Source organism: Pseudoalteromonas sp. Of11M-6, from assembly GCF_022347905.1.
Classification (GTDB): domain Bacteria; phylum Pseudomonadota; class Gammaproteobacteria; order Enterobacterales; family Alteromonadaceae; genus Pseudoalteromonas.
Genome location: NZ_JAKRFW010000012.1, coordinates 43,129 through 69,240, shown reverse-complemented (window position 1 = coordinate 69,240; position 26,112 = coordinate 43,129). Strand labels below are relative to the sequence as shown.

The window sequence follows — 26,112 nt, the reverse complement described above, 5'->3', positions numbered from 1 at the left end:
CCACTTGGGGCGTTTAATCTGAAGTTTGGATAAAGATTCACTCAGCCGTTTTCCAAAGCCAACTTACTGAAACACAACATTTTCACTGCCAGCAGCCGCTTTAAAGCGCGCTATCAGCTTTTCACAGTCCTGTAAGATCTCCGCTTCTAGGCGCTCTTCAGCACGCCAACGCTGGCTATCCATTTTGAAAATCTCTTTTTTAGAATACTTCTTACGCGCGTCATGAGTTGGCATTTCTTTGACTTCATCATACATCTGATAAACACCAGGATAGCTCTGTTGTAAGTCAACTTCCTCGTCAAAGCTATATTGCGAGATGAGTACCCAAACTCGTAAACACCCTTCAGAATATTCACATTGTTTTTCCTTCATCGCACGCGCGATCAAGTTAACGCTATCCGCAATTTTTCCATTGCGCTGCTGCCGTGACTTTTCAAGCTCAGCAGCCTTTTGCTCGCGATGTTTGGCAATCTGCTCTTTTTGTACCTTCAGCTGCCATAGTAATTTACCCGCGTAAAACGCCAGTCCAGCAATAATCAGGGCACCAATAATGATTGCGATGATCCATGCAGTATTCATTACTTATCATCTTCCTCAAAGTCGTCGTCTAACCATTCATTTGCTAGATCATTACTCATAAACTGATCCATTGGATCATCTTCTAGCATATCACCTTCTTCAAACTCATCATCAATTCCTAAGATCTCACATAGCTCCTGATGACGTGCAATGCCGAGATTGAAGTATTTCGCATCTTTACCTGTTAGCAGTTCACCGCGCTCATGGCGTTCAAGTAGCGCCATCAAGCGTTCATCATTTTCTAACTGCTCAAGTTCTTGCTCTGGAGTTAACGTCTCAACCGCTGTAGTTAACTTAACTTGCGGCTGTAGATGACGCTTCATCTCTGGTTGTGTATTCGACTTAGTCGGTTGTGGCTCTGCAACCAAAGAAATGGGCTTTTTGCTACCAACACGCGGATCTTTATTGGTCGTCGTTTTTGATTGCTCTTTCACTAGGATCTCTGGTGCATTTCTAGAACCCGGCTTTTTACCTTTGGTTTTTTTGCTACGCTGCTCTTTGAGTGCTCGTAACGCTTGTAGCTTTTCTTTACTCAGCCTTGGTGTTCCATTGGCTGCAACTTTACGTGTCTTTTTCTTTCTGGTCATAATTGGTTATCCAAAATTCTCGCGTTAACTACGCTTGGTGAGAATGATGACATCATTCCCAATAAATTCTAATTCACAATCCTGCTGCGCGGCAAAATACGCAAAGCTTTCCCGACTAAAAAATGAAATATGTGTCAGGTCATTTTTATAGTGCCAATTCGCAAAGCGTGCTTTATCAATGACGAGCTTGGTCATCAAGGCTAGCGGCTTTCCCACTTTTAAGCATGCTAACAATTGCGTTAATACTTTTGCAGGTTCTGCTAAATGTTCCACCACTTCTGTACTGACGATAAAGTCGTACTGACGAGTCAGTACACTGGCATCATTAGCATAGTACAGGTCAAACAAAGCAACTTGATGCCCAGCTTCTTCAAGCATTTTCGCAAGCAGCGGCCCTGGCCCACAGCCAAAATCTAAGCCTTGGCTTGGTATCACCAAACGTGCCAACAGTGGATCCGCCACTCGTGCTAGAAAGCGACGATAGCCTTCATCAGCCAGATCGTTTTCATGGCTATCATAAATGGCCTTTTCTTGAGCTGGTGTTAATCTCGACTTGGGATCAACCATCACCAACTGGCAGGTTTGACATTGCCAGTACAGTCGATACTTGTCTTGATGGTAGGCTTCAAGCTGATTACCTTGGCACAGGCCACAACTGAATAGAGTTGAATCTTGCAATGGTCAACAGTGATTGCTTAATAAGGCGGCTATTGTATCAGGTATAATAGAGGCAACCAAATAAAAAGGCGGCAGAGATCACTCTCTACCGCCTACTAATCTGAGCGTCACAACTGGACACTTCTCCCTTCGACTTTTAAGTCTTATTATTATTCTTTTTATTTTATTGTCGTCCGTATTGTTTTTATTTTAGACTTCCGTGACACTTTCCATATTGTTTTTATTATGAGACTTCCGTGATTTTCTTATTCTCGGCCTTCCTGACGCTTTCTTGATAGTCCTTCGTATCTAACTAGATACATAACTTTGCCACCTACGCTTCCGTATCGAATTGTCCCTTTTTTTGTATTGCTTGGCGACAACGAATAATCTACGCTCCTGAGCTTGAGTTACAACTGTTTAATAACAAATTTCTTACCTTAATTTTTTTAATTAAACAGAAAAAAGATGAATTACATAAACTTACACTGAACAACAGCTTAAAAATAAGCTAAAACTCACATGTTGCACGAGCAAATATCTCACATTAAAAGTGAGATATGTCTCACAACTTCAACAACAAAAAAAGGCAGCCTATGCTGCCCTTTTTTCAATAGTAGGAGTTTACACTGAGAGAGGTAAACTCACTATACGACTTTAGTGTAGACCACCTAAGTACTTAGATAATACTTCGATGTCTTTATCCGTAAGCTTCTTCGCGATATCACGCATCATACCATTCATGTCATTGTTACGAGTGCCATCACGGAACTTCTCAAGCTGTGATTTGATGTACTCAGGGTGCTGGAATGACACTTTCGGGAACTTAGCTAAAGAAGTACCATTACCACGAGGACCGTGACACGCAGCACAAGCTGGAATACCACGCTCAGCATCACCCGCTTTGTATAGCTTTTGACCTAAAGCAACAACATCTTCAGGCGTTGAACCCGCAGACATAGGTAAAGAAGAGAAATATACAGCTAAATCTTTCATATCTTGATCTGACAGCGGCATAGCCATACCACTCATCACAGGATCCATACGCCCTTCTTTACCACCAGACGTCATACCTAGCTTAAACTCTTGTAGCTGCTTATAGATATAATCTGCATGCTGACCTGCGATTTTAGGATACATAGTCACAGGGGCATTGCCATCTGGACCGTGACATGCTGCACACGTTGCAGACTTTGCTTTACCTGCTTCCGCGTCACCATCGAATGCCGATGCGTTGCTTGCTGACAACGTACCAAGCAACATTGTTAAAGTTAATGCTATTTTTTTCATGGTAAATTCTCTGTTTCCGACCCTGTAATTTGTACCCTCGCGAACAAAGTCGCTCTCTTTATTGCTCGGGCAAATAATACCAATCAGTACTAATTAGGTTGTTATGTTAATCAGATGAATCATACATGCAAACTTAGCAAATATAACGCCAAACAGCACCGATCCATCTAAATACGCCTTGCTCAGTAGTGACTACTGATAGGTATACACTTTAGATTGACATTGCAATTTCTACATTCTACACGATATTACTTTCTCTGGCACGTTTTCTGCCCATATTAAGCTTATAATTTATAGGGACTTGACCTAGATTAATTAATATTGGGACGACGGTTTGGTCAATTAGCGACAAAAGCGGCGTTTAGAACAAATCTCACAATGCTTTTGGTTTCCGTCATACTGTTATAAAATACGCAATTCCATCCGCGAAAGTTTAATCAGTTAGGAGTCAGCGTGCTAAAATCTCGCGTTAAATACAATCAGGCACAATTTATCACAAGTGCCCCAGATATCAGTAAACTGCCACCAGACACTGGAATTGAAGTTGCTTTTGCGGGTCGTTCTAACGCTGGTAAGTCGAGCGCGCTCAATACGCTTACAGACCAAAAGCTGGCACGCACCAGTAAAACACCTGGCCGGACTCAGCTTATTAATACTTTTTCTCTAGGTGAAAATCAGCGTTTGATTGATTTACCTGGCTATGGCTTTGCGAAAGTCCCATTAGAGATGAAAAAGAAATGGCAAAAAGCATTAGGTGAATATTTACAACGCCGCAAATGTCTTAAAGGGATTGTGGTATTAATGGATATTCGTCACCCTCTTAAAGACCTCGATATGGATCTCATCAACTGGGCGACTGGCAGCAATATACCGGTATTAGCGTTGTTGACCAAAGCCGATAAGCTAAAACAAGGTAAGCGCAAAGCAGAAGTACTACAAGTACGTCGAGCGCTAGCTGAAATAGACGGTGATATCACCGTTCACGCGTTTTCTTCTTTGAAAGGTATCGGATTGAACGAATTGGCGTGGAAACTGGATGATTGGTACTTAGGTCCGTTTGTGAAAGAAGCTCAAGAAGAAGCGAGCGAATAATCAAACGTAGGGCGCGCTTAGCTAAGATAAAAGCGCGTCTTTGCCGACATCAGATAAAGACCTTTTTCATCTTCCTCGAGCAATTCAGCCCACTGATAATAGACATTTCGTGAAATTCTAGCGGTTAAACCATAATTGAGTGTGAGAAATGGAATATCTCCTCCATTAACATGCTCAAGGGCTAGTGGAAACACATCACAAATGGGCCACTCACGGCCTAAATTATCTATCGCGATAATACAAGGTGATAACTCCAAAGCCGATGCTTCATCACAATAACGCCATTGCTCGATAATAAAAGGATGAGCAAGCACCTCAATCTCACAACTTTCTGCTGGTGTTTTTAACCAATACTGTTGACCATCAAAGGTTAAAACACTAGCAAACAAGGCAACAAGTGATTGCCGTTTAATTTCACGCCCTTGATGAAACCAACGACCATCCGCAGCAATTTTTATGTCAGAAAAACCGCACGACGGCGCCGACCAATTTTCGGTCGGCGCATGAGTCGTAACATACTGTTTGATTAACGAATCAATTTTGTTCATCGAAAACCAAGTTGAAGCTAACAGGCACGCTAGTCGCGATAGTCTTCAGGCCCGCAATTTCTCGTAGTGCTTCAATCCCCTTATCTAACCCAAACTGCTTAGAATCGAGAATAAATGCATTTACCGGTGTAACCACCAAGCCATTAGCACTTTTCGTTACCAATAAGTCTAGGCTGATCTTTTGGATCTGACCATGCAGTGTCAATGTTGCTGTTACATCATTGATTTTTTGTGTACCTGCTTTAAGTTTAGCAAGCACTTCAGAAACATCAGCGTTAACTTTCGCCTTTGGGTGTTGCGCTACATTGAACAGCATCTTTTGCATGCGTTCATTACGGATCGGGATCATCGTTTCAACGCTTGCCAAGTCAATATTAACCTCAAGCTCGCCTTTAGCAGATAATGTACTATCTATCGTTTTAAAATGATGTACTTCTGCAACGCTAGTCTGTTTCACAGACACAAAGCTAACATCGCTTTGTTGTTGATTAAATTGCCAAGCAGCGAACGCCTGAGAAGAAATAAGTGCACTACCTAAAAGAAGGTACTTTAGCATGACGACTTCCTTATGAAATGAGAGTGAATTGCATTTGAGCGCTCAGTGTAAAACGCAGTGCAAATTAAATAAACCTTTAATCATAAACTCGTCGCTATGTTGGAATACTTTTACGCTCATTGTAATCATTTTACAGCGGGAAAATAGCTTTAGTAGCCAAGCAAAAATTTTGTGATTTATACCCATTCGCTTAATTAAATGATCAATTTTAGGCGATAAAACTTTGCCAATAATACGGCGAAAATTTTTAGAGAATAGGGTATTTCACCTTCACATTGATTGGGGAATTACATCAATTGCTATCATCTTTGATAAGAGAAGAAAAAGACGGCCCGTAAAAATTACGAGCCGCTATAGCAATCTGGGGAGAAGCTATCAATACACTGTATCCTCTTTCGAGAGATACATCATCAACAGGATGTCCTACAGGATGAGGACGGCGCGAACTCTAACAAATAGACGTCCAGAAATAAACACCAAAAAGCAAAACTTGAGCCAATTTGATAAACTTTCAACGTTAATTTATTTTTTGTTACTAGGGATTAACAGAAGCTACAAAATTAAGACGCTATGCTGCTAGTGTATACTTGCAAACAAAGATGAATGAAGTTGCACTAATCTAAACGCATAGTGCAACTCGGGTAGATTTTAATATCGACTAGTGTGCTTGTTCCCAGTTGTCACCACTGTCAGCTTCAACTAATAACGGTACATCAAGTACTGCCGCAGCGCTCATCAACTCACAGATTTTTTCACTGTATTCAGCAACTTTATCGCTGTGTACTTCAAACACCAATTCATCGTGCACTTGCATGAGCAACTGGATATCATTGCTATCACAGCTTTGTAGCCATTCATCCACTTTAATCATCGCTTTTTTGATGATATCCGCCGCAGTGCCCTGCATCGGAGCGTTGATAGCTGCACGTTCTGCTGCTTTTCTGCGAGCGCCATTACGCGCATTGATATCCGGAAGATACAAGCGGCGACCGAATAAGGTTTCTACATACCCTTTATCAGCAGCCTCTTCACGCGTACGCTCCATATACTCTAATACACCAGGGAAGCGTTCAAAGTACATATCCATATAATGTTGCGCTTCATTTCTTGGAATATCTAACTGACGTGACAGACCAAACGCACTCATGCCATAGATCAGACCAAAGTTAACCGCTTTGGCTTTGCGGCGCATATCAGAAGTCACTTCCTCAAGCGGCACGGAAAACACTTCAGACGCCGTCGCACTGTGTACATCTTTACCTTCAGCAAAGGCACTCAACAACCCTTTGTCTTGTGACAAATGTGCCATGATCCTAAGCTCGATTTGGCTGTAATCCGCCGCAACGATTTGTTTATTATTGTCGGCAACAAATGCCTGACGAATACGACGTCCCGCTTCATTACGGATCGGAATATTTTGCAAGTTAGGATCACTTGAGCTTAAACGGCCCGTTGCGGTAACGGCTTGATGATAAGAAGTGTGCACGCGACCGGTATCCGCATTAACCAATTTTGGTAATTTGTCGGTATAGGTTGATTTCAGCTTAGCCAAGCCACGGTGCTCAATAATAAGTTTTGGCAGTGGATAATCATGCGCCAACTCTTGTAGCACTTCTTCGGCCGTTGAAGGCGCGCCTTTTGGCGTTTTCTTAATCACTGGCAGCTCAAGTTTGTCGAACAGTATCGCTTGTAGTTGCTTTGTTGAACTCAGGTTGAACTCCTCACCTGCAATTTCAAAGGCTTGTTGTTCAAGCTCACCTAAGCGTTTTTCAATCTCGATACTTTGCTGCGCTAGCATATCGCCATCGATGTGCACACCAGTGCGTTCAATGCGAGAAAGTACGCTCAGCAGCGGTAATTCAATCTCTGTAAATACCTGCTTAAGGCGATTTTCTTTTTCAATTAACGGCCAGAGATGTTGATGCAATCTCAGCGTAATGTCTGCGTCTTCCGCTGCATAAGGTGCCGCCTTTTCTAGCTCAATTTGATTAAAGGTCAGTTGGTTCTTACCTTTGCCTGCGATGTCTTCAAAGCTAATGGTTTTATGGCCTAAATATTTTAGCGCCAAGGAGTCCATATCGTGGCGAGTTCCTACGCTGTTAAATACGTAAGACTCCAACATGGTATCAAAAGCGATCCCCTGCAGTTCAAGCCCGGCACGAGCAAGCACACTTTGATCATATTTTAAATTTTGACCCACTTTTTTGAGCTGAGGATCTGCAAGTAGCGGTGCCATGATCTCGAACACTATATCTTGAGAAAGCTGCTCAGGTGCTCCCACATAGTCGTGATTGATCGGTAAGTAAGCCGCTTCGCCCGGTGCAACCGCAAAGCTCATTCCAACTAGATCCGCCTGCATATAGTTAACGCTGGTGGTTTCAGTATCAAAAGCGATGAGCTGGGCTGCTTTTAACTTAGTTACCCAGTCATCAAGCTGTGCTCTTGTCAAAATGGTCTCGTACTGGGTGTCGACCTGCGCCGCCGCAGGCGCCGACCCTTCAGCCTCCACATCAACGATATCAGCTTGTGACTGACCATCCAGCAATTCAGCTAACCAACGCTTAAATTCACACTGACCATATAGCTCGATTAAGCGATCTTTATCCATCTCAGCTATCTTAAATTGCTCTAAGTCTTGCTCTACTTCACAATCCAGCTTAATGGTGGCTAATTCATACGACAGTTTTAGCTGCGCTTGGTGTTCCTCTAGTTTTTTCGCCATGGTTTTTGAGCCACGAAAACCTAAATCAGCAATTTTGTCTAAGTTTTCGTAAAGCGAGTCAATAGAGCCTAATCCCTGCAGCATCGCCAATGCCGTTTTTTCACCAACGCCAGGTACGCCCGGAATATTATCGACCTTATCTCCCATTAACGCGAGATAGTCGATGATCAAGTCAGGACCAATACCAAACTTATCCACTACCCCTTCAGGGTCTAAGATCGTATTCGTCATTGTGTTGATCAACGTGACATGTTCATTGACCAATTGCGCCATATCCTTATCACCAGTGCTGATTAGCACATGGCGACTTTGCTCTGACGCTATTTTAGAGAATGTACCAATCACGTCATCGGCCTCGACACCACTTATACTTACCAGTGGCAGGCCCATTGCTTTAATTATTTCGTGGATCGGCTCAATTTGCGTTCTCAGATCATCCGGCATAGGCGGACGATGCGCTTTATACTCGCTATACATTTCGTTGCGGAAAGTTGGCCCTTTAGCGTCAAAGACTACTACCATATGACTTGGTTGATATTGCTTAAGCAAACTCTTAAGCATATTGATCACACCGTAGATCGCACCAGTTGCTTCACCTTTCGAATTTGTTAAATGTGGTGGCGCATGATAAGCACGAAATAAATAGGAAGAACCATCAACCAAGATCAACGGATTTTGAGGGATCTGAGACATAAATATTGGATCCTAAATTAGTCTTTTGTGGAGTAGAATGTAAGGATGCCACAAGGCACAAGATAAAACGAGTTTCGCGTTATCTCATCATTTAGATAAATCGTGCTGCACCTGTGGATAACTTTGTAGACAAACACGAAAAATCGCTCCGGAACTTTGTTTTAAAAGTCAGAGTGTAAATTAAAACTTTGATTTACTTGCGTTTTTTGTGCCTTTTTTATTGTTATTATCTTTACCGCTTTGTGGATAAAGAATTTTTTTAGTCACGCTTAACAAACTAGGTGAGTAAAAAATAGCCTGATTTTCTCAAGCGGAGGAGTATACTAACACAATTGATCAAAGATCATAGAAGATCCTTTATAATTTTTTAATTCGTGCATAATTCTTTTTATGCATATAGCGCGCATGATGTGACATTGAAGGGAGAAATGAATGAAAAAAGTAGCGGTAATTTTAAGTGGCTGTGGTGTATTCGACGGTGCCGAGATCCACGAGTCAGTATTAACACTACTCAATCTTGAAAAAGCAGGGGCAAGCTATCGGTGCTTTGCACCTAATATTGATCAATTCCATGTGATCAATCACATCACCGGTGAAGAACAAGATGAACGTCGTAATGTTCTTGTTGAAGCCGCCCGCATTGCACGCGGAGAAATTGCAGATCTGGAAACATTAAGTGCTGACGAATTCGATGCTTTGGTATTACCAGGAGGTTTTGGTGTAGCAAAGAACCTTTCCGATTTTGCTTTTAAAGGCGCAGACTCTACGATTCTTGAAAGCGTAAAGCGCGTATGTCGTGAGTTCAATCATCAGCAAAAGCCTATTGCTTATTTATGTATTGCACCAGCACTCATCGCCCATATCCATACACCGGGTACACTCGCGACCATAGGTAATGATGTTGATACCGCAGCGGCAGTTAATACGCTTGGTGCAAAGCACGTGGATTGTGAAGTGACCGAGATCGTCGTTGATGATAATGAAAAAGTGATTAGTACACCGGCATACATGCTGGCGTCATCCATCCTTGAAGCCGCGACAGGTATCGAAAAGGCGGTGACGAAGCTAATCGAAATGGCATAAAAGCGATCGCTTCTCCTACCCATTCGTAATAGTAAAGGAAAACGTTAGAGCCGATCGATTCACATTTCGGCCTAACGTTATTGCAAATTTAGGCGAAAAAGCTTGCCCTAACGCAATAAATTAATGGTTTTAACCATTTATACTCAAGTTTACGTTTTATAAATGAACAGGTGACGTTATAATCCCAATAATTCCGTCATCCATTATCGTGATTGAACACGTTCAAACGAAGTGAGCAAGGTAAATGAAAAAACTTTCAGCAGCACTTTTATTGCTATCAACAGCCGCAGTTGCGCAACCATACGACAATTCTTTAACTGAAGAAGCGATTAAGAAACGTCTTCAGCCTATCGGCTCAGTATATTTAGCTGGTGCTGAAAGTGCTGCAGAAGCCGAGCCATCAGGACCTCGTTCAGGTGAGCAGGTTTATCAAGCAGCATGTTTTGCTTGTCACGGCACAGGCGCACTAGGTGCACCAAAAACAGCTGACGATTGGGCGCCTCGCATTGCCAAAGGTAAAGACGTATTAATAGACCATGCGATCAATGGCTTCAATGCAATGCCTCCTCGTGGTACTTGTATGAACTGCTCGGATGATGAGATTGCAGCAGCAATTGATTTCATGACAAGCAAATAAATATTTCAACTTCTCTATATTAGGGTAAAAAGACTTATTGGACAGTGCAGCGTTTATCGCTGCATTTTCGTCTCAATATAGTGCCATAAAAGCCATGATTAACCCTAGCTTGATATCGCTCTATAAAGCGAGCAGGAATGAGAAATTTACACTTGACCGCTTCGGCTAAAAGTGAAACTATTAAGCTCAATAATTAAACAACAATAAGAACTGGTTTCGTCATTGGAAGAGCCACAACAGCAGGTTAGGAGACTATCTCGGCGAACCGCCAGATTAGAGTCTTTACTTAAAAAGTATAAAAGAAAGTCTCAACTTCAATACACACTAATTCAGTTATCAGAACAGGCTAGTACTGTTGCTGAGCTTACCTTGTTGTATCCCGCAATCCACAATATTCTGTCTCAATATTTACCTAGCAAAAGCTTTTATGTTGTCCTGCAAAATCGCTTTACTCAAGCGCTTGAGCTATCGTATTTTGTTGATGAGAAAGATGGTATTTCTGTCCCTCTTCATGAAGCACATCACTTCAAAGATGGTGTAACTGGGTTTGTATTTAAAACCGGTGAAACTGTTTACCTCACCAAAGACGACATGCTATCGCGAGCCAATGCTGGCGATTTTAAGATAATGGGTAGTCAAGCAGAGCATTGGGTAGGTGTACCTATCTATCGCGATGGCGCAATCATTGGCGTTATGGTGTCGCAAAGCTACGAAGCGGAACAATCCTATAGCGATCATCAAGTTGAATTGCTTGAAGTGATGTCATTATATTTGGCCACAGCGATTGAACGCGTTAAAAAGCGTGAGTTACTAGAGTCTGAAGTGAAAATTCGCACGCGGGCACTAATGCAAAGTAATGAAGCACTTAATAAAGAAATAGAAAACCGTAAGCGTGCGCTAGAAAGACAGCAAATCTTATTCAAGATCTCTGAATTAGCAACCCAGTTCTCCGATATTGACGATGTTTACCAACAAGTTCACGACATTATTCGTTCTATTACTTTTGCCGACAACCTCTACATAGCGCTTTACGATAAAGAGACGAATTGGCTCACCTTCCCGTATAGCGTTGATGAAAAAACCAGTTACAACCCTCGCCCATTTGCAAAAGGGTATAGTGAGCTGGTCATTCGTACTGAGCAAAGCCAATTGATAGATAGTACCCGTGCCAAAGCCTTAGCACTAGAGGGCACGGTAGAGCGCCCTGCAGGCTATAACCACAAGCTTGCTGCAACGAGTTGGCTTGGTGCACCATTAAAAACGGCTACTGGCGTCATCGGTCTGATCGCATGCCAAGCTTACGAGCACAAACACGAATTTAATTATGATGATGTTGAGCTGATCTCGTTTGTATCTAATCAGATTGCCTCTGTACTACAAACGCACCTAGCGAACCAAGCACTTAAGATCAGTCACCAGCAGTTAGAACATCGAGTTGCGGAGAAGACCAAAGAGCTACAGCAAGCCAATTTACATCTACAAATGCAGATGGAAGAGCGCAAAAAGATTGAGCAACAGCTTTATCATGATGCCCATCATGATTCACTCACGGGTCTACCAAACCGTAGTTTGTTTTTAACTCAGCTCGAAAAGACGCTGCAAAAACATCATCGTTACCCCGAAGATAACTTTGCCGTTCTCTTTATCGATTTAGATAAGTTTAAAGACATAAATGATGAATTAGGTCACCAAGCAGGTGATCAGTTTTTGGTGTGGGTGGCTCAGTCGTTTTTAGAGTGTATTCGTGAACACGATTTATTAGCACGACTTGCCGGTGATGAGTTCGTGATCTTACTTGATCACCTAACCGATCGTCAGCAAGCGGAAGATGTCGCCAAGCGTATTATCAAAGTCATGCAGCAACCTTTCTGCTTGAAAGGAGTATGCATGCAAAGTGGTGCCAGCATAGGTATCACCTATAGTAATAAGCTGTATCGTAACACCGATGAAATTATCAGAGATGCCGATGCGGCAATGTACTATGCCAAAAACGCTGGCCGTGGTCGCTATGAATTTTATCATCCATTACTTACCGCAAGCTCAAACGCTCAGAAGCAACAAGAACAGCATCACTTAGATAAGCTCCCTACTCACTTCCGCTGCACGGAAATCGTAAACTGGTCAGATAGCGCCCAGCCAATTGGCTTTTTGGAAGCCTTTGGCGAACATCCAGTATTAGGCAGCACCAGTTTTGATATTCTGAAAAAGTTTGCCGCAGAAAAATCTCAGCTGCTTGAAATTGAATTGCATCTACTAAACAAAGCGCAAGAAATAGCACGTAACCGCGATGAAGATATGCTATTTGGTTGTTCTGCAATGTTACTAGAAAGTGCACATTTTGACGCGTTAAAGCAGCAGCTACAACGGCAAGACAAAACACTTTGTTTACTCTTCGAAGAGAGCGAAATTCGCTTTGCTTCTAGTCAGCAAGTATTAAATCTCAGAGCCTTGGCCGATATGGGGATCCCTATCGGACTGAATAATTTTGGTAAAGATCGCTGCGATCTAACCCTGATCAGCCAAGTTGACTTTACCTATGTCTTATTAAGCTCGACGTTTAGTAAACGCGTCTTACAACAAACGAGTTATGAGGTTCAATTGCAAGGTATTTTAGCCGTTACTAAAGTGAAGAATATTAAGGTCATCGCCCGAGGTCCTGCGATTTTAAACTTTAGAAGCTTACTGGAAAAGCATGGCTTGCAGCTATTTTTTGGCAAACAGCAAATGTTGGATAAGGGCAACGAACGTGTAGCCTTTATCCAAAATTTTGATAACGAATCAGTCCCGTCTTAGCATTGCCCGTAAATTCGCAACGTTAGATTTACCTTTTTCCATTCGTTCTGCCTGTGTCGCTACAGGCTTTTTCCCTTCAATTTGTAAATCATCTTGCGGCAATTCTTGTACAAAGCGACTCAGCTCTGGGGTGATTTGCTCACCAAATTGACGACGACTTTTGGTATAAGTCAATGTTAGGGTTTGCTGAGCGCGAGTTATACCAACATAGGCCAAACGCCTTTCCTCTTCGACATTATCTTCGTCAATACTCGTTTGGTGGGGTAGTAACCCTTCTTCCATCCCCACCATAAATACGTGTGGATATTCAAGACCTTTGGACGCATGCAGCGTTAATAACTGCACTGCATCTGAGTCATCTTCCTCTTCATTGCGCTCAAGCATATCTCTTAATGTGAGTTTGCTTACCACTTCTGGCAGTGTCATGGCGGGGTTATCAGCATCTCCCGTGAGCATATCACTTATCCAACGGTATAGTTCTGATACGTTTTTCATCCGCATTTCCGCCGCTTTAGCGCTGGGAGATGACTCGTAAAGATACGCTTCGTAATTAATTTCACGGATCATATCTTTTACCGCTTCCAAGGTATCTCCGCGGGTTGCTCGGTCGGAAAGCTCAACCACCCAGCGCGCAAATCCCATCAATGCATTTAAGCCACGACCCGCCAAACGGTCCGCAAGCTCTGACTCAAAACACGCCGCAAATAGACTAATATGACGCTCGTTGGCAAAGCTTCCTAGCTTTTCTAATGTTACCGGACCAATCTCGCGTCGTGGGGTATTGACGATACGTAAAAATGCGTTGTCATCATCTTGATTCACTAAGAACCGCAAATAAGCCATGATGTCTTTGATTTCACTGCGTGCAAAGAACGACATACCGCCACTAATTTTGTATGGAATACGGTTGGTCATGAGTGCTTTTTCAAACACTCTAGCTTGGTGATTTCCACGATAGAGCAATGCATAGTCGCGATAGCTGGTACGTTTCATAAACTTGTGTGAAATGATCTCGGCGACCACACGCTCCGCTTCATGTTCTTCATCACGAGTCGCTATCACACGGATCGGATCGCCATACCCCAGTTCACTAAACAGCTGTTTATCAAATTCATGGGGATTGTTGGCGATAAGGATATTCGCAGCCTTTAGGATCCGCCCTGCGCTACGATAGTTTTGCTCCAACTTGATAAGTCTTAGGCCTGGAAAGTCTTTGCTCAGTAGCACTAAGTTTTGCGGTTTAGCGCCACGCCATGAATAGATAGACTGATCATCGTCACCAACCACAGTAAAACGTGCGCGCTCACCTACCAGCAATTTCACTAACTGGTACTGGCTGGTATTGGTATCTTGATACTCATCCACCAGCAAATAGCGGAAACGTTGCTGCCAGCGCTCTCTCACATCAACTGACTGATTCAAAAGCAAAGTTGGGATCATAATAAGATCGTCAAAGTCTAGGGCATTGTAAGCACGCAGCTGTGTTTGATAACGCGCATAAAGCTGAGCGAATAGCGCTTTTTGTGGCTCTCGCGCTTCTCGAATAGCACGCTCAGGCAAAATAAGCTCGTTCTTCCAGTTACCAATCTGCATTTTCAGCAAATTGAGTAAGTCTTTATCACGCTCAAGCTCTTTTTCAGTGAGTTCACTTAACAACTGATTCGTGTCTTGATCATCAAACAAGGAAAAGCCAGGTTTATACCCTAAGGTCTTGACCTCTTTTTTAATGATTTCCAGCCCTAATGTATGGAATGTCGACACCCACAAACCCTTAGCTTCTTGCTTGCCCAAAGTTTGTGCCACACGTTCACGCATTTCTTTCGCCGCTTTGTTGGTAAAGGTGACCGCTGCGATATTCTTTGCTTTGTATTCACACTGCTGCACTAGGTAGGCAATTTTATTGGTAATAACCCGGGTTTTACCTGAGCCCGCACCTGCCAATACAAGGCATGGACCACTGATATATTTTACCGCTTCGTCTTGTTTTGGGTTGAGCTTCATGCAACTAATCCGGTTATCTTCTCGCTTGGCACAATGTTGGCTACAACTGTCAGTGCTGAGGGGTTGAGGAATTCTTATAAACAGGCCCTAGTTTATCGTATCCATGTAAAACTATGAAGCGAACCTTTTCCGTCTGCGGCGCATAAGGTAAGATGGACTTTGTATACTGACTCGCAAGCTAAGGTAAGAAGATGATTAATCCAGCCAAAATTGAAGAAATTGCTAAGCAAATTTCCAGTAACATGCCACAGGGCGTAAAAAATCTTGCTGAAACATTTGAAGCAAGAACGAAACAGGCGATCCAGAGCAAATTATCAGAAATGGATTTTGTTAGCAGAGAAGAGTTTGATATTCAAAGCAAAGTGCTGATCCGCACGCGTGAAAAATTGGTTGAACTTGAAGAAAAAGTGGCGCAGTTAGAAGCACAACTTGCCAGCCAAGCATCCGACTCGCAGAAATAAGCAACCACAGCTTCGGATAGTAAAGCGTGCGCTTGTGGCGCACGCAATCTCTAAACTCTGTTGACCCTAGCAATAGCGCTGGTTGACACCAAGCAGAGACTTTTCATAGCAAAGCGACAGTTGCTCCATATTTTCTACGGCGTTCACCACCTCATTTAAGAGGCCATCAGCAAGGCCATAAACCCACCCGTGTACCGTCAAAGCTTGACCTCGCTGCCAAGCATCTTGAACGATATTGCTCTGACACACGTTACGCACCTGTTCTATCACATTTAACTCGCAAAGCGCCGCACACTGCTTTTCTTTGCTCACTTGTTCAATAATCGCTTGGTGTTTCTCTTTCACATCAGCGACATGACGCAGCCAGTTATCGATAAGGCCAAACTTAGCATTATCGAGCACCGCTTGCACTCCACCGCAACCGTAGTGACCGACCACCATAATGTGATCTACTTTGAGCACCTCAACCGCATACTGCATGACCGACAAACAGTTGTGATCAGTATGCACCACGACATTGGCAACATTGCGGTGAACAAACAATTCTCCAGGCATTAAGTCAACAATCTCGTTGGCAGGCACACGAGAGTCAGAGCAGCCGATCCATAGATAATCTGGATTCTGTTGTTGCGACAGTTTTTTGAAAAACTCAGGATCACTGGCATTGGTGCGATCTGCCCACTGTTTATTATTATCGAGTAAGTGACTCAGTGGACTTGGGCTCATATTACACATTAATGGTTCTCCGACTGACGTTCAGCCTGTATCAAAATATTCCTTGGGGTGAGTGACTTTTCGCAAAAAGTACTAAGGGTGACATCATACCCAGCTGCTTGCAGATATAAAACCCTATCCAGGACCAACCAGATCTCAATCGCACGACGAAACACGTGTCGTACTAGCTCAATTCTGTCCGTTACTTGCTTTCGTTCACGCCCAATACGTTCATATTGGTCAAAATCAATTCCATCAGGTAGGACGAACTGCTTCTGCTCAGCTGCCCAATAACAGAATTCACTAAACGACCCCGAAAAAATAGCCTTATTGACCGAAGGCACACTCACGTAATGTTTATCTGCGGTAAGTTCTCTGCGCAGCGCATCAAACCCTAAGCGCCAACTCACCTCTTTTTTACGTACTTGTGCCACTCTCCCGGGTGCTGTAACTGTCTCTTGCAGCGCTAACTTCATATCGTGATGAGATAAGTTGAGCTGACTCTGCTGTGCTTCAACACTCATGGCTTGATAATCAGGTGGTGTAAATAAGTGATAGCAGCATGGAGAGAGCGATAGCTTTTTCATGCCATTCGCCACTGCTTGGTGCATAAATACACGATGTAATTCACCACATGCATGCAGGGCAATACCATGGCGGTTTTCAACGAAGTGGTGATGTATGTCATCTTTCAGCACGTCGGCACAATGAAAATGCAAGTTTAGATTTTGCCGCTTCGCACTTTCCTCTCCTTGTCGACACAGATCTGCTTGAAGCTCAATACTGTTCACTTCAGGCGCGCCATGATAAGAAAGCAATCGGCCTAAATGACCTTTACCTGCGCACCACTCTAGTACCGATGCTTTAGTTTCGTTTACTGCGGCAACAAAGTCTTGAAGTTGCTGTAATTTACGTCCCTTTATGCCATTGCTCAGCCAAAACGGTAACTCATCTCTACGGCCCACTTTTTGCGGTAAAGCACTTAAGACCGTAAGTTGTTCAAGTTCGGGAATATAGCGACTAAAAAAAGTAAGAAGGGCATCAGTGTCACTGTCTAATGTTGATACTGCATCGTCGCTTAATCGCAGTAATTCAGATTGTAGTTGTGGCCAAGGAATAGTGAGATGCTCAAAAGCAACGACTTGCCAATATTGTCGGGTATCGAATAATAATTTATCTAGAAGTTGAAAGCGTTTGCTCGGTTCCACAATGGCCACGGTTGTCAGGGAAACAATACCCTTATTCTAGCGTAATTGTTGATGATATTTACGAGAAAAAATTAAGTGGATATACATTGGAATACAAACCAATGTCAAAATCGCTGCAATAATCAACACCCAAGATAACTTAGGTTGTTCATTCTTCACTTCTGAATAAATAAAGCGCGCTTTGTGTTCATGAAACTGACTCACATCTAAGTGATATAGCTGTGCTATCCATTGCCATTTTGCCGTTGACATTGTTCCAATTGGAATATTAGCCACCTTTATGAACTCCCTTAACTTCTCTGCCTCAAATGCGAGCTGTTCCAAGGATTTTTGGGTAGCGTATTGCTGCTTCGTTATCGCTAAGGTTTCTTCTAGATGTAACATAGCGTATCGCCAACCTTTAAGGCTCGCACGACGAAAGCGTTTAACAAGCTCAGGGCGGTTTTCTAGTACGCTTTCCGTAGTAAAGAGCACGTCAGCATAAACGTTTAAACCAAACTGCTTTGGGCAAATTTCACGGGTTGATAGACCGCTTTGCTGTACTGCATAAGGCTCATTGGTGCTATAAACTTGCATCGCATCAAATTTACCAGCGATAAAGTCTTTCAGTGGCTCATTGCCTGAATACAAGCGCATATTTTGTGTATTGACGCCGGCACGTTGCAACATCATGAGCAACTCACCGTTTTCTGTGTGTCCTAAATGACTGAGGCGTTTCCCCTGAAAATCACGAGGAACATAAATATCACTGTCGGCTCTTACCATCCAACAATAAGGAGAAGACTGTAGTATCGCAGCAAGCGCCACAAAGGGTTTACCATTGAGTCTTTGTTTTAAGAGGCCTGAGTGAAACACACCAAACTGAGCTTGACCATATAACACACGAAAATCAACGTTAGGATTATTGGGATCGGCAGGAAGAATATGAACGTCTAACCCTTCCCTATGATAAAACCCTTTTTCCTTTGCCATATAGTAACCAGCAAACTGAAATTGATGCGTCCACTTTAACTGTAATGTGACTTTTTCAAGGGCTGCAATTTGAGTGCTCAAAAATAAAAGTAATAACGCAACATAGTACCTAAACATCATATCCTTGCGTTTTTCAACTGATAATAGCTAACTATAGTTTAAGGTGCTCAGGCTGCCATTAAGATTGGGTAAGTATTGAATATAACAGTGAGTTAAGTACTACTTTAACTGACTAGGGTTCAAAGCAGCTGTACGTTGCAATTCTCTATATGTGTACCTAGTATGTTCTTAAGGTGATGATAGATCTGCTCTTGGCTGCCTTTGCACATAATGTCATAGCCATTACCATTATTCTTCTCGATGATCCCAAGGTAATTATCATCAATAGCGACAGACTCAACTTGCGCTATTGGCATCATAATTTTATTTGCCCCGTAGATGAGCATTAACTTCTCGCCCTCTTTTAATAACATTTGCTCTGGGCGTCTGTTGGTACCTGTACCACCTTGGAATACGACCGATATCACTGTTATTGCAAACGCAATTGGCAAGAAAAGTGTGTGTTCAAACAGATCTGGCCAAAGCGCGCTCGCACCAAAATATAAGCCCGCAAGCAGTAAAAGCCTTGCAACTAACGTTATGAAGATGTCCTTATTTGTTCTTTTTCTAATCATGTAATTCACTGATAAAATTAGGTACTTTCATGGCCAATGTACCTAATTCAGTACTTATTATCCAGCCTTTTGCTTTGCTAACTGCTCGCCATGCAAAAAGCGTGTAAAACACGGGTTATCTGTTTCTTCTTGAAATTGATACGCTAACTTTGCAAGATGTTCATCAAAGCGCTCATAATCACTGGGCTCTACTTCAAAAGCGGCTAACACATTGCCTTGTGCCGCGCCGTGATTGCGATAATGAAATAAAGTAATATTCCAATTACAGCCGAGCATGTCTAAAAAGCGCGCTAATGCGCCTGGATATTCAGGAAATTCAAACCGCAATAAACGTTCATTCATGACGCTCGGCGGTTTGCCGCCTACCATATATCGCACATGTAACTTTGCCAATTCGTTATCTGATAAGTCATCAAACAGGTAGCCGTTTTGATGCAACGAAGCGGTTAACTCAGTTAGCTCTTGCTGGCCATTTCTAAGCCCAACACCAACAAAAATTTGCGCTTCGCCACAACCAGCATAGCGATAGTTAAACTCAGTGATCGCTCGACCACCAAGAGAGTGACAAAAACGCTTAAAGCTGCCTTTTTCTTCAGGAATAGTCACCCCGAGCAATGCTTCATGTTTAGCACCTAGCGCCGTTCTTTCGGCGATATACCTCAACCGATCGAAGTTTAAATTAGCGCCTGACAAGATAGCCGCAACACTCAGCCCCTTTTCGCCCGTTTGCGCGAGCCACTTCTTCAAGCCCGCAGTTGATAACGCGCCGGAAGGCTCTGCAGTTGCTCTCGTCTCCACAAAAATATCTTGAACCGCCGCACAAATTTCATCGGCATTAACCGTCACGACTTCGTCGCAGAACTTTTGTGCTAATCGAAAAGTTTCTGTACCAATAAGCTTTACCGCCACGCCGTCCGCAAAGCCACCGACTCGCTCAAGCTCCACGGGTTCTCCCGCTTCAAGCGCGGCTTTAAGGCATGCACTGTCCTCAGCTTCGACCCCAATAATACGGATATCAGGGCGAAGTGACTTCAAATACACCGCCATTCCCGCAAGCAAACCACCACCTCCTACAGGAATAAATACGACATCTAGTTCATCAAGTTGCTGAATTAACTCTCGCGCCACCGTACCTTGGCCGATGATCACATCTTTATCATCAAACGGCGGGACAAAAACACCACTTTGCGCTGCACAAAGATCTAGCGCGTACTGCTTTGCCGCATCGAAGTGATGGCCGTGTAAGATCACTTCACCACCGAGCTTACGAACCGCGTTGACCTTGATCTCTGGCGTAGTCACAGGCATTACAATGGTGGCGTGCTGACCTAGATGCGTTGCACTTAGTGCAACCCCTTGAGCATGATTACCCGCAGAAGCAGTATACACCCGCGCTCCTTTCGGCAACTGACGTAGCTTGTTATACGCACCACGCAATTTGAAAGAATAGACCGGCTGTTGATCTTCTCTTTTTAGCCAAATTTGGTTACCAAGCTGGGCGGACATTTGCTCTAATTGATTCACTTGCGTTACCTCAACGAGCGGTGCCACATTCGCCTGAATAATGGCTCTAAAGTAATCAAGCTCTTGGGAAACCATCGCTAGCCTAACTCCTCTAGTTTTTGTAAGTCACGTACCGCGCCTTTGTCGGCACTCGTTGCTAACAGTGCATAGGCTTTTAGTGCGGGACTCACATAACGTTCTCTGTTAACTGGTTTGTACGCTTCTTTACCACGAGCGAGTTGCTTTTCATGGCGCAGCGCCAACTCGGTGTCATCCAATTTAACGTCAATGCTGCGGTTATAGATGTCGATGGCAACAACATCGCCGTTTTCAACCAGCGCCAAATTGCCACCACTGGCAGCCTCTGGAGACGCATGGCCAATAGAAAGTCCAGAAGTACCGCCGGAAAAACGACCATCGGTAAGTAAAGCGCAGTCTTTATCTAGCCCCATCGATTTAAGATAGCTAGTTGGATACAGCATTTCTTGCATACCCGGACCACCTTTAGGCCCTTCGTAGCGAATGATCACTACATCACCTTTCTTAACTTGGCCACCCAGTATTCCCTCGACGGCATCGTCTTGAGATTCAAATACTACAGCGGGCCCCGTAAAGCGCAGCATTTCATCGGCCACCCCGGCACTTTTCACGATACAACCATCAGGCGCTAAGTTACCTTTTAATACTGCAAGGCCGCCATCTTGCCTAAAGGCATGCTCGATAGAGCGAATACAGCCGCCTTCACGGTCTAAATCAAGCTCATCCCAGCGATACTCTTGGCTCATAGCTTGGGTAGTGCGGATCCCAGCAGGTCCCGCGCGATAGAAAGTTTGTGCCCGTTCGTTATCACTGTCTGCGGCATTCCAACGCGCAATAACTTCACCTAGATTTCCGCCAGCAACATGCCCCACCGACAGGTCCAATTTATCGCCTCTGGCCAGCTCGTTGAGAATGGCCATAATGCCGCCAGCACGGTGAACGTCTTCAATGTGATACTGTTGTGTTGCCGGAGCAACTTTACACAAAAAGGGTGTGCTACGAGATAAGCGGTCTATGTCATTCATATCAAAATCGACAAAGCCTTCTTGCGCAGCCGCCAATAAATGCAGCACGGTATTGGATGAACCGCCCATCGCGATATCTAATGTCATGGCGTTCATAAATGCGGCTTGGTTAGCAATGTTGCGTGGCAGCACTTGCTCGTTGTCTTTACCATAGTACTCATCACATAAAGCCATGATGCGATTTGCTGCGCCCAAATAAAGCTGTTGGCGGTCTTTGTGTGTCGCTAGTGTCGTACCATTACCAGGTAACGCTAAGCCCAGCGCTTCTAAAAGACAGTTCATGGAGTTGGCAGTAAACATGCCTGAACACGAACCACAAGTAGGACAAGCAGAGCGCTCAACTTGCTCAGAGTCTTCATCACTCACCGTCGGATCTGCGCCTTTTACCATGGCATCGACAAGATCCAATTTTAGATCGATATCCGCTAAACGAGTTTTTCCCGCTTCCATCGGGCCGCCGGAAACAAAGATCACCGGAATATTCAACCGCAGTGCCGCAAGTAGCATACCAGGGGTGATCTTGTCGCAGTTAGAAATACAGACCATAGCATCGGCACAATGAGCGTTAACCATGTACTCTACCGAATCAGCAATTAAGTCTCGAGACGGAAGCGAGTAAAGCATGCCGCCGTGACCCATGGCGATACCATCATCAATAGCAATAGTATTAAATTCGCGAGGTACGCCGCCTGCTTCTGTTATCGCATCAGCCATCAATGCGCTAAGTTGATTGAGGTGAACATGACCCGGAACAAATTGGGTATATGAATTCACGACCGCAACGATCGGTTTATGGAAATCACTGTCCGTCATTCCCGTTGCTCGCCACAATGCACGAGCACCCGCGCGTTGTCTGCCCTCAGTAGTTGTCTTGCTCCGTAATTTAGCCATGTTTCACCTTTTTCTCGGTTATGCCGAGCTCCTCATTCCCACAATTTACAATACTTTTTTGTTCGGGCCGCTTGGCCCCGATACCAATAAAATTATTCGTTTACGTACTCTAACCAGCCATTTTCATCATCAGCTTGACCTTTAACCAAATCGAAATAGGCCTGCTGTAACTCTTCCGTAATTGGACCTCTACCACCATTACCAACCGTAATTTTATCTACGCTGCGAACAGGTACTACTTCCGCTGCGGTACCAACCATAAAGAACTCATCAGCAAGATAAAGCGCTTCGCGAGCGATCGGCTCTTCACGTACTTCATAACCGCGTTTTTTCGCCAAATGGATGATAGTGTCACGCGTAAGACCTGGTAGAATACAAGCTGTGGTAGGCGGGGTGTAAAGCACGCCTTTTTTCACAACAAATAAGTTCTCACCAGCACCTTCGCTCAGATAACCATTAACATCAAGCGCGATCCCTTCAACATAACCATTACGCTTCGCCTCACCTGAAATAAGCTGTGAAGATAAATAGTTACCACCCGCTTTAGCCGCTGTAGGCATGGTGTTTGGTGCAAGGCGGCTCCAAGAAGAAACACACACATCAACACCTTGCGCTAAGCCTTCTTCACCAAGGTACGCACCCCATTCCATCGCAGCAACAGTCATATCTGCACGGTGCGATTTCGGATTTAAACCAAGGCCGACATGACCTAAAAATGCAAATGGACGAAGGTAAGCATTGGTAAAGTCATTTGCACGGATTGTCTCTTTACATGCCGCAATTACTTCCTCTTGGGTAAAAGGAATTTCCATACGGTAGATCTTCGCGGAATCAAAGAGGCGCTGAATATGATCGGTTAAGCGGAAAACAGCTGGACCATTTGGCGTATCGTAAGCACGGATCCCTTCAAAAACTGAGCTGCCATAATGTAAAGCATGACTAAGCACATGGGTGGTCGCTTGAAAATAAGGAACCATTTCACCGTTATGCCAAATTACTTCTGATGTTTGTGTCATTGTTAACTACCTTAATTCTTCTAAATTGCCTGTTTCTGCAGTGTATGCAAGTCAACCGCTTGCACTTCTACTAGCTTACTCAGTTGTGAGGTTAATAAATAGATAGGTTTGTCACTATCTACCGTCATTTTGACGTGGAATAAGTCATCTTGACCTTGTAATTCCAAATTCGTTAAGCGAAATCCGCGATGTCTGGCTACGCGTAAAAAGCGCTCCACTGCGATGCTCTGTTGTTTTACTGCAACGGTTAAATGGTGTTTCATGAAAGGCTCTCCGTCATCATTTCATCATTGGCAGCACCAGGTGGAACAAGCGGCCATACGTTTTCTTTATCGTCGATACAAGCATGTAAAATATAGGGCCCTTGCGCATTCACTATGGCGTCAACGGCATCATCTACTTGGTTTGCATGAGTAATTGTCTGTCCAGGAATACCGAACACGGCAGCCAATGAGACAAAATCAGGATTGTCTGATAGGTCGGTTTCACTGTAACGACCGTCAAAAAAGAGTTGCTGCCACTGCCTCACCATACCCAGCCTTTGATTGTCTAATATCAATATCTTAACGGGCAGGTTATTACGGCGGATGGTTGCCAACTCTTGAATATTCATCATGATGGAGCCATCGCCAGATACCGTGATCACCGTGTTATCTGGACGTGCTATCTGTGCACCAATTGCAGCTGGTAAGCCAAATCCCATCGTGCCTGCACCGCCACTACTTAAGTGATTGCTTGGATGACTGAATTTCATGTGCTGCGCTACCCACATTTGATGTTGGCCTACATCGCAGCAAACTACCGCTGTATTGGGTAGCTTTTGACTAAGTTGATTTAACAAATACGGTGCAAATACTTTTTCGCCAGGATAGTCATAGCGCCACGCATGTTGACGTTTCAGTGCTTCGATAGTCTCTAGCCATTCGCTATTCGTAACCACACACTCAAGTTGTGGCAATGACTGTTTTAAGTCTGCAATAAGCGAAGCCGCTGCGGGTTTGCGTTTACCCACTTCTGCAGGGTCGATATCTAAATGGATCACCTTTGCCCCTGCAGCAAACTTTGCCAAATTCCCCGTTACACGGTCGTCAAACCGTGCCCCGATACATACCAATAAGTCGCATTGCTGAACCGCCAAATTAGCCGCTTGAGTACCGTGCATACCTAGCATTCCTAAGTCATAATCATAATCCGGCGTTACGCTGCCCAAAGCTTTTAGCGTCGATACGGCCGGCATATGGGTCTTTTCTAAAAATTGCATCAGCTGTGACTGCGCATCAGCGCTTTGCACGCCACCGCCAATGTAGGCAACAGGTCGTTTAGCGTCACATAATAATTGATTGGCTTTTGCTACTTCAGTTTGTGAAACCTTCGGCTGTTCGTCTTGTGGCGCAGCAAAAGGATGAAAAGGTACTTTAGCTAACTGGATATCTTTGGGAATATCGACCAACACCGGACCGGGCCGACCAGACTGCGCTAAGTACATGGCTTCTTGTAATACTTCAGCCAAGTCTTCCGCTCGCTCAACCATGTAGCTGTGCTTAGTACATGACAAAGACATGCCCAACACATCCACCTCTTGAAAGGCATCCGAACCGATAGCAGCGGTCGGCACTTGCCCCGTGATAGCCAGTAACGGAACTGAATCCATCATGGCATCAGCAAGTGCGGTGATAAGATTCGTCGCGCCGGGTCCAGAAGTGGCGAAACAAACTCCAAGCTTACCTGTACTGCGAGCATACCCAACAGCAGCAAAGCCAGCACCTTGCTCATGGCGAGTCAAGTAGTGCTTAACTGGCGCGCCATACAAAGCGTCATAAATGGGCATGATGGCACCACCAGGATAACCAAATACGTGTTTAACGCCTTGCTCTTCTAGCACCTTGATAACAAGTTGTGCGCCGGTTGTTGAATTGCTCATGATCTGCTCTCAGTTGCCTTTTTTATGCCCTAAAACGAAAACGCCCCCCGAACCTTTTGGTGCGGGGGGCGTTTATGCTGATACTTTTCTTACAGCACTAACTAGCCCCCGCGGTAATAATAATCACCACGTTGATAATCACGACTAGTAGAGTTGCTGTTAGTAACATTGCTTGAATTCCGTAAATTTAAACTTGGCAATCATTCAGTGTAAGCACTGTGCTGCCTCTTTTTCTATTAATACCGCGCCTTGCACACTGAAGTCAACACAAAAAACTATGCTATTTAAAATTAAAAATCCGAGTTTAACGCATAAAAAAACCAAAAAACCACAAACTAAAGAATTAAAAAAACCACACATTTTAAAATGCGAATTTTCTATTGGTTCAGTTTCGATATAACGAAAAATTTACTTTCCCGATTTGCCCATATGAAATTTTTTCTACCGCCT

22 protein-coding genes are annotated in these 26,112 nt (G+C 43.9%); 5 read left to right on the top strand and 17 right to left on the bottom strand.

Annotated elements, in window-relative coordinates; all coding sequences use genetic code 11:
* Nucleotides 1–63: 63 nt before the first annotated feature.
* The 4 genes from MHN32_RS08395 to MHN32_RS08380 all read right to left on the bottom strand — a co-directional run bounded on the left by MHN32_RS08395 (nucleotide 64) and on the right by MHN32_RS08380 (nucleotide 3,113).
* Nucleotides 64–579: a DUF2489 domain-containing protein gene (locus MHN32_RS08395; RefSeq protein WP_010376294.1), complete on the bottom strand. Its 516-nt coding sequence runs from the start codon at nucleotides 577–579 to the stop codon at nucleotides 64–66.
* Entirely contained in the window at nucleotides 579–1,166 is a 588-nt protein-coding gene (gene yihI / locus MHN32_RS08390; RefSeq protein WP_239421494.1) for a Der GTPase-activating protein YihI, read from the bottom strand. Before yihI ends, MHN32_RS08395 begins: the two co-directional genes overlap by 1 nt.
* A 24-nt stretch (nucleotides 1,167–1,190) precedes the next feature.
* Nucleotides 1,191–1,844, bottom strand: a complete 654-nt coding sequence (locus MHN32_RS08385) for a class I SAM-dependent methyltransferase (RefSeq protein WP_102055924.1) — start codon at nucleotides 1,842–1,844, stop codon at nucleotides 1,191–1,193.
* 636 nt (nucleotides 1,845–2,480) lie between these two features.
* Nucleotides 2,481–3,113 (bottom strand): c-type cytochrome, encoded by a 633-nt coding sequence (locus MHN32_RS08380; protein WP_010607782.1) that lies wholly within the window; start codon nucleotides 3,111–3,113, stop codon nucleotides 2,481–2,483.
* A 453-nt stretch (nucleotides 3,114–3,566) separates the two neighbouring features.
* Between MHN32_RS08380 and yihA the strand changes: the two genes are divergently transcribed.
* The gene (gene yihA / locus MHN32_RS08375; protein ID WP_239421493.1) at nucleotides 3,567–4,205 is read left to right on the top strand and encodes a ribosome biogenesis GTP-binding protein YihA/YsxC; all 639 of its coding nucleotides are present in this window, start codon (nucleotides 3,567–3,569) and stop codon (nucleotides 4,203–4,205) included.
* Between the two features lie 17 nt (nucleotides 4,206–4,222).
* Here yihA and MHN32_RS08370 read toward each other — a convergent pair whose 3' ends face one another.
* The 3 genes from MHN32_RS08370 to polA form a co-directional block, all read right to left on the bottom strand.
* On the bottom strand, nucleotides 4,223–4,753 hold the full coding sequence (locus MHN32_RS08370) for a DUF1285 domain-containing protein (protein ID WP_010607780.1): 531 nt from the start codon (nucleotides 4,751–4,753) through the stop codon (nucleotides 4,223–4,225).
* Nucleotides 4,740–5,309 (bottom strand): YceI family protein, encoded by a 570-nt coding sequence (locus tag MHN32_RS08365; RefSeq protein ID WP_010607779.1) that lies wholly within the window; start codon nucleotides 5,307–5,309, stop codon nucleotides 4,740–4,742. The genes MHN32_RS08370 and MHN32_RS08365 overlap by 14 nt, the downstream gene beginning before the upstream one ends.
* A 658-nt stretch (nucleotides 5,310–5,967) precedes the next feature.
* Nucleotides 5,968–8,724: a DNA polymerase I gene (polA, locus tag MHN32_RS08360; RefSeq protein WP_239421492.1), complete on the bottom strand. Its 2,757-nt coding sequence runs from the start codon at nucleotides 8,722–8,724 to the stop codon at nucleotides 5,968–5,970.
* Between the two features lie 432 nt (nucleotides 8,725–9,156).
* On the opposite strand from polA, the gene elbB reads away from it, so the two are divergent.
* The 3 genes from elbB to MHN32_RS08345 all read left to right on the top strand — a co-directional run bounded on the left by elbB (nucleotide 9,157) and on the right by MHN32_RS08345 (nucleotide 13,237).
* The gene (elbB, locus tag MHN32_RS08355; protein ID WP_239421491.1) at nucleotides 9,157–9,807 is read left to right on the top strand and encodes an isoprenoid biosynthesis glyoxalase ElbB; all 651 of its coding nucleotides are present in this window, start codon (nucleotides 9,157–9,159) and stop codon (nucleotides 9,805–9,807) included.
* A gap of 244 nt (nucleotides 9,808–10,051) precedes the next feature.
* Nucleotides 10,052–10,444 carry a cytochrome c5 family protein gene (locus tag MHN32_RS08350; RefSeq protein ID WP_239421490.1) on the top strand — a complete coding sequence of 131 codons (393 nt, stop codon included), beginning with the start codon at nucleotides 10,052–10,054 and terminating at the stop codon, nucleotides 10,442–10,444.
* A 222-nt stretch (nucleotides 10,445–10,666) separates the two neighbouring features.
* Complete coding sequence (locus MHN32_RS08345) at nucleotides 10,667–13,237, top strand: diguanylate cyclase (RefSeq protein WP_211867561.1); 2,571 nt, start codon at nucleotides 10,667–10,669, stop codon at nucleotides 13,235–13,237.
* Here the strand turns inward: MHN32_RS08345 and rep are convergent.
* Nucleotides 13,223–15,238: a DNA helicase Rep gene (rep, locus tag MHN32_RS08340; RefSeq protein WP_010607774.1), complete on the bottom strand. Its 2,016-nt coding sequence runs from the start codon at nucleotides 15,236–15,238 to the stop codon at nucleotides 13,223–13,225. The genes MHN32_RS08345 and rep overlap by 15 nt on opposite strands.
* Nucleotides 15,239–15,429: 191 nt before the next feature.
* On the opposite strand from rep, the gene MHN32_RS08335 reads away from it, so the two are divergent.
* The gene (locus MHN32_RS08335; protein WP_010607773.1) at nucleotides 15,430–15,699 is read left to right on the top strand and encodes an accessory factor UbiK family protein; all 270 of its coding nucleotides are present in this window, start codon (nucleotides 15,430–15,432) and stop codon (nucleotides 15,697–15,699) included.
* A gap of 66 nt (nucleotides 15,700–15,765) precedes the next feature.
* Here MHN32_RS08335 and can read toward each other — a convergent pair whose 3' ends face one another.
* The 9 genes from can to ilvG form a co-directional block, all read right to left on the bottom strand.
* Complete coding sequence (gene can, locus MHN32_RS08330) at nucleotides 15,766–16,434, bottom strand: carbonate dehydratase (RefSeq protein ID WP_239421489.1); 669 nt, start codon at nucleotides 16,432–16,434, stop codon at nucleotides 15,766–15,768.
* Nucleotides 16,434–17,630, bottom strand: a complete 1,197-nt coding sequence (locus tag MHN32_RS08325; RefSeq protein ID WP_239421488.1) for a methyltransferase — start codon at nucleotides 17,628–17,630, stop codon at nucleotides 16,434–16,436. The genes can and MHN32_RS08325 overlap by 1 nt, the downstream gene beginning before the upstream one ends.
* A gap of 27 nt (nucleotides 17,631–17,657) precedes the next feature.
* A complete protein-coding gene (locus MHN32_RS08320) occupies nucleotides 17,658–18,710 on the bottom strand; it encodes an ABC transporter substrate-binding protein (protein WP_102055918.1) in 1,053 nt (350 codons plus the stop codon).
* A 122-nt stretch (nucleotides 18,711–18,832) separates the two neighbouring features.
* Nucleotides 18,833–19,267 (bottom strand): hypothetical protein, encoded by a 435-nt coding sequence (locus MHN32_RS08315; protein ID WP_206471674.1) that lies wholly within the window; start codon nucleotides 19,265–19,267, stop codon nucleotides 18,833–18,835.
* A 57-nt stretch (nucleotides 19,268–19,324) separates the two neighbouring features.
* Complete coding sequence (gene ilvA / locus MHN32_RS08310; protein ID WP_010607768.1) at nucleotides 19,325–20,866, bottom strand: threonine ammonia-lyase, biosynthetic; 1,542 nt, start codon at nucleotides 20,864–20,866, stop codon at nucleotides 19,325–19,327.
* Nucleotides 20,867–20,868: 2 nt separating this feature from the next.
* Nucleotides 20,869–22,725 carry a dihydroxy-acid dehydratase gene (ilvD, locus tag MHN32_RS08305; protein ID WP_102055915.1) on the bottom strand — a complete coding sequence of 619 codons (1,857 nt, stop codon included), beginning with the start codon at nucleotides 22,723–22,725 and terminating at the stop codon, nucleotides 20,869–20,871.
* 92 nt (nucleotides 22,726–22,817) lie between these two features.
* Complete coding sequence (locus MHN32_RS08300; RefSeq protein WP_239421487.1) at nucleotides 22,818–23,741, bottom strand: branched-chain amino acid transaminase; 924 nt, start codon at nucleotides 23,739–23,741, stop codon at nucleotides 22,818–22,820.
* 20 nt (nucleotides 23,742–23,761) lie between these two features.
* The gene (gene ilvM / locus MHN32_RS08295; RefSeq protein ID WP_010376329.1) at nucleotides 23,762–24,004 is read right to left on the bottom strand and encodes an acetolactate synthase 2 small subunit; all 243 of its coding nucleotides are present in this window, start codon (nucleotides 24,002–24,004) and stop codon (nucleotides 23,762–23,764) included.
* The gene (gene ilvG / locus MHN32_RS08290; RefSeq protein WP_239421486.1) at nucleotides 24,001–25,662 is read right to left on the bottom strand and encodes an acetolactate synthase 2 catalytic subunit; all 1,662 of its coding nucleotides are present in this window, start codon (nucleotides 25,660–25,662) and stop codon (nucleotides 24,001–24,003) included. The genes ilvM and ilvG overlap by 4 nt, the downstream gene beginning before the upstream one ends.
* Nucleotides 25,663–26,112: the final 450 nt, after the last annotated feature.

Bases quoted from the DNA above. Each gene is read 5' to 3' on its own strand.
- MHN32_RS08395 (WP_010376294.1), bottom strand. From the start codon at position 579: ATGAATACTGCATGGATCATCGCAATCATTATTGGTGCCCTGATTATT.
- yihI (WP_239421494.1), bottom strand. From the start codon at position 1,166: ATGACCAGAAAGAAAAAGACACGTAAAGTTGCAGCCAATGGAACACCA.
- MHN32_RS08380 (WP_010607782.1), bottom strand. From the start codon at position 3,113: ATGAAAAAAATAGCATTAACTTTAACAATGTTGCTTGGTACGTTGTCA.
- MHN32_RS08370 (WP_010607780.1), bottom strand. From the start codon at position 4,753: ATGAACAAAATTGATTCGTTAATCAAACAGTATGTTACGACTCATGCG.
- MHN32_RS08365 (WP_010607779.1), bottom strand. From the start codon at position 5,309: ATGCTAAAGTACCTTCTTTTAGGTAGTGCACTTATTTCTTCTCAGGCG.
- polA (WP_239421492.1), bottom strand. From the start codon at position 8,724: ATGTCTCAGATCCCTCAAAATCCGTTGATCTTGGTTGATGGTTCTTCC.
- elbB (WP_239421491.1), top strand. From the start codon at position 9,157: ATGAAAAAAGTAGCGGTAATTTTAAGTGGCTGTGGTGTATTCGACGGT.
- MHN32_RS08350 (WP_239421490.1), top strand. From the start codon at position 10,052: ATGAAAAAACTTTCAGCAGCACTTTTATTGCTATCAACAGCCGCAGTT.
- rep (WP_010607774.1), bottom strand. From the start codon at position 15,238: ATGAAGCTCAACCCAAAACAAGACGAAGCGGTAAAATATATCAGTGGT.
- MHN32_RS08335 (WP_010607773.1), top strand. From the start codon at position 15,430: ATGATTAATCCAGCCAAAATTGAAGAAATTGCTAAGCAAATTTCCAGT.
- can (WP_239421489.1), bottom strand. From the start codon at position 16,434: ATGTGTAATATGAGCCCAAGTCCACTGAGTCACTTACTCGATAATAAT.
- MHN32_RS08320 (WP_102055918.1), bottom strand. From the start codon at position 18,710: ATGTTTAGGTACTATGTTGCGTTATTACTTTTATTTTTGAGCACTCAA.
- MHN32_RS08315 (WP_206471674.1), bottom strand. From the start codon at position 19,267: ATGATTAGAAAAAGAACAAATAAGGACATCTTCATAACGTTAGTTGCA.
- ilvA (WP_010607768.1), bottom strand. From the start codon at position 20,866: ATGGTTTCCCAAGAGCTTGATTACTTTAGAGCCATTATTCAGGCGAAT.
- ilvD (WP_102055915.1), bottom strand. From the start codon at position 22,725: ATGGCTAAATTACGGAGCAAGACAACTACTGAGGGCAGACAACGCGCG.
- MHN32_RS08300 (WP_239421487.1), bottom strand. From the start codon at position 23,741: ATGACACAAACATCAGAAGTAATTTGGCATAACGGTGAAATGGTTCCT.
- ilvM (WP_010376329.1), bottom strand. From the start codon at position 24,004: ATGAAACACCATTTAACCGTTGCAGTAAAACAACAGAGCATCGCAGTG.
- ilvG (WP_239421486.1), bottom strand. From the start codon at position 25,662: ATGAGCAATTCAACAACCGGCGCACAACTTGTTATCAAGGTGCTAGAA.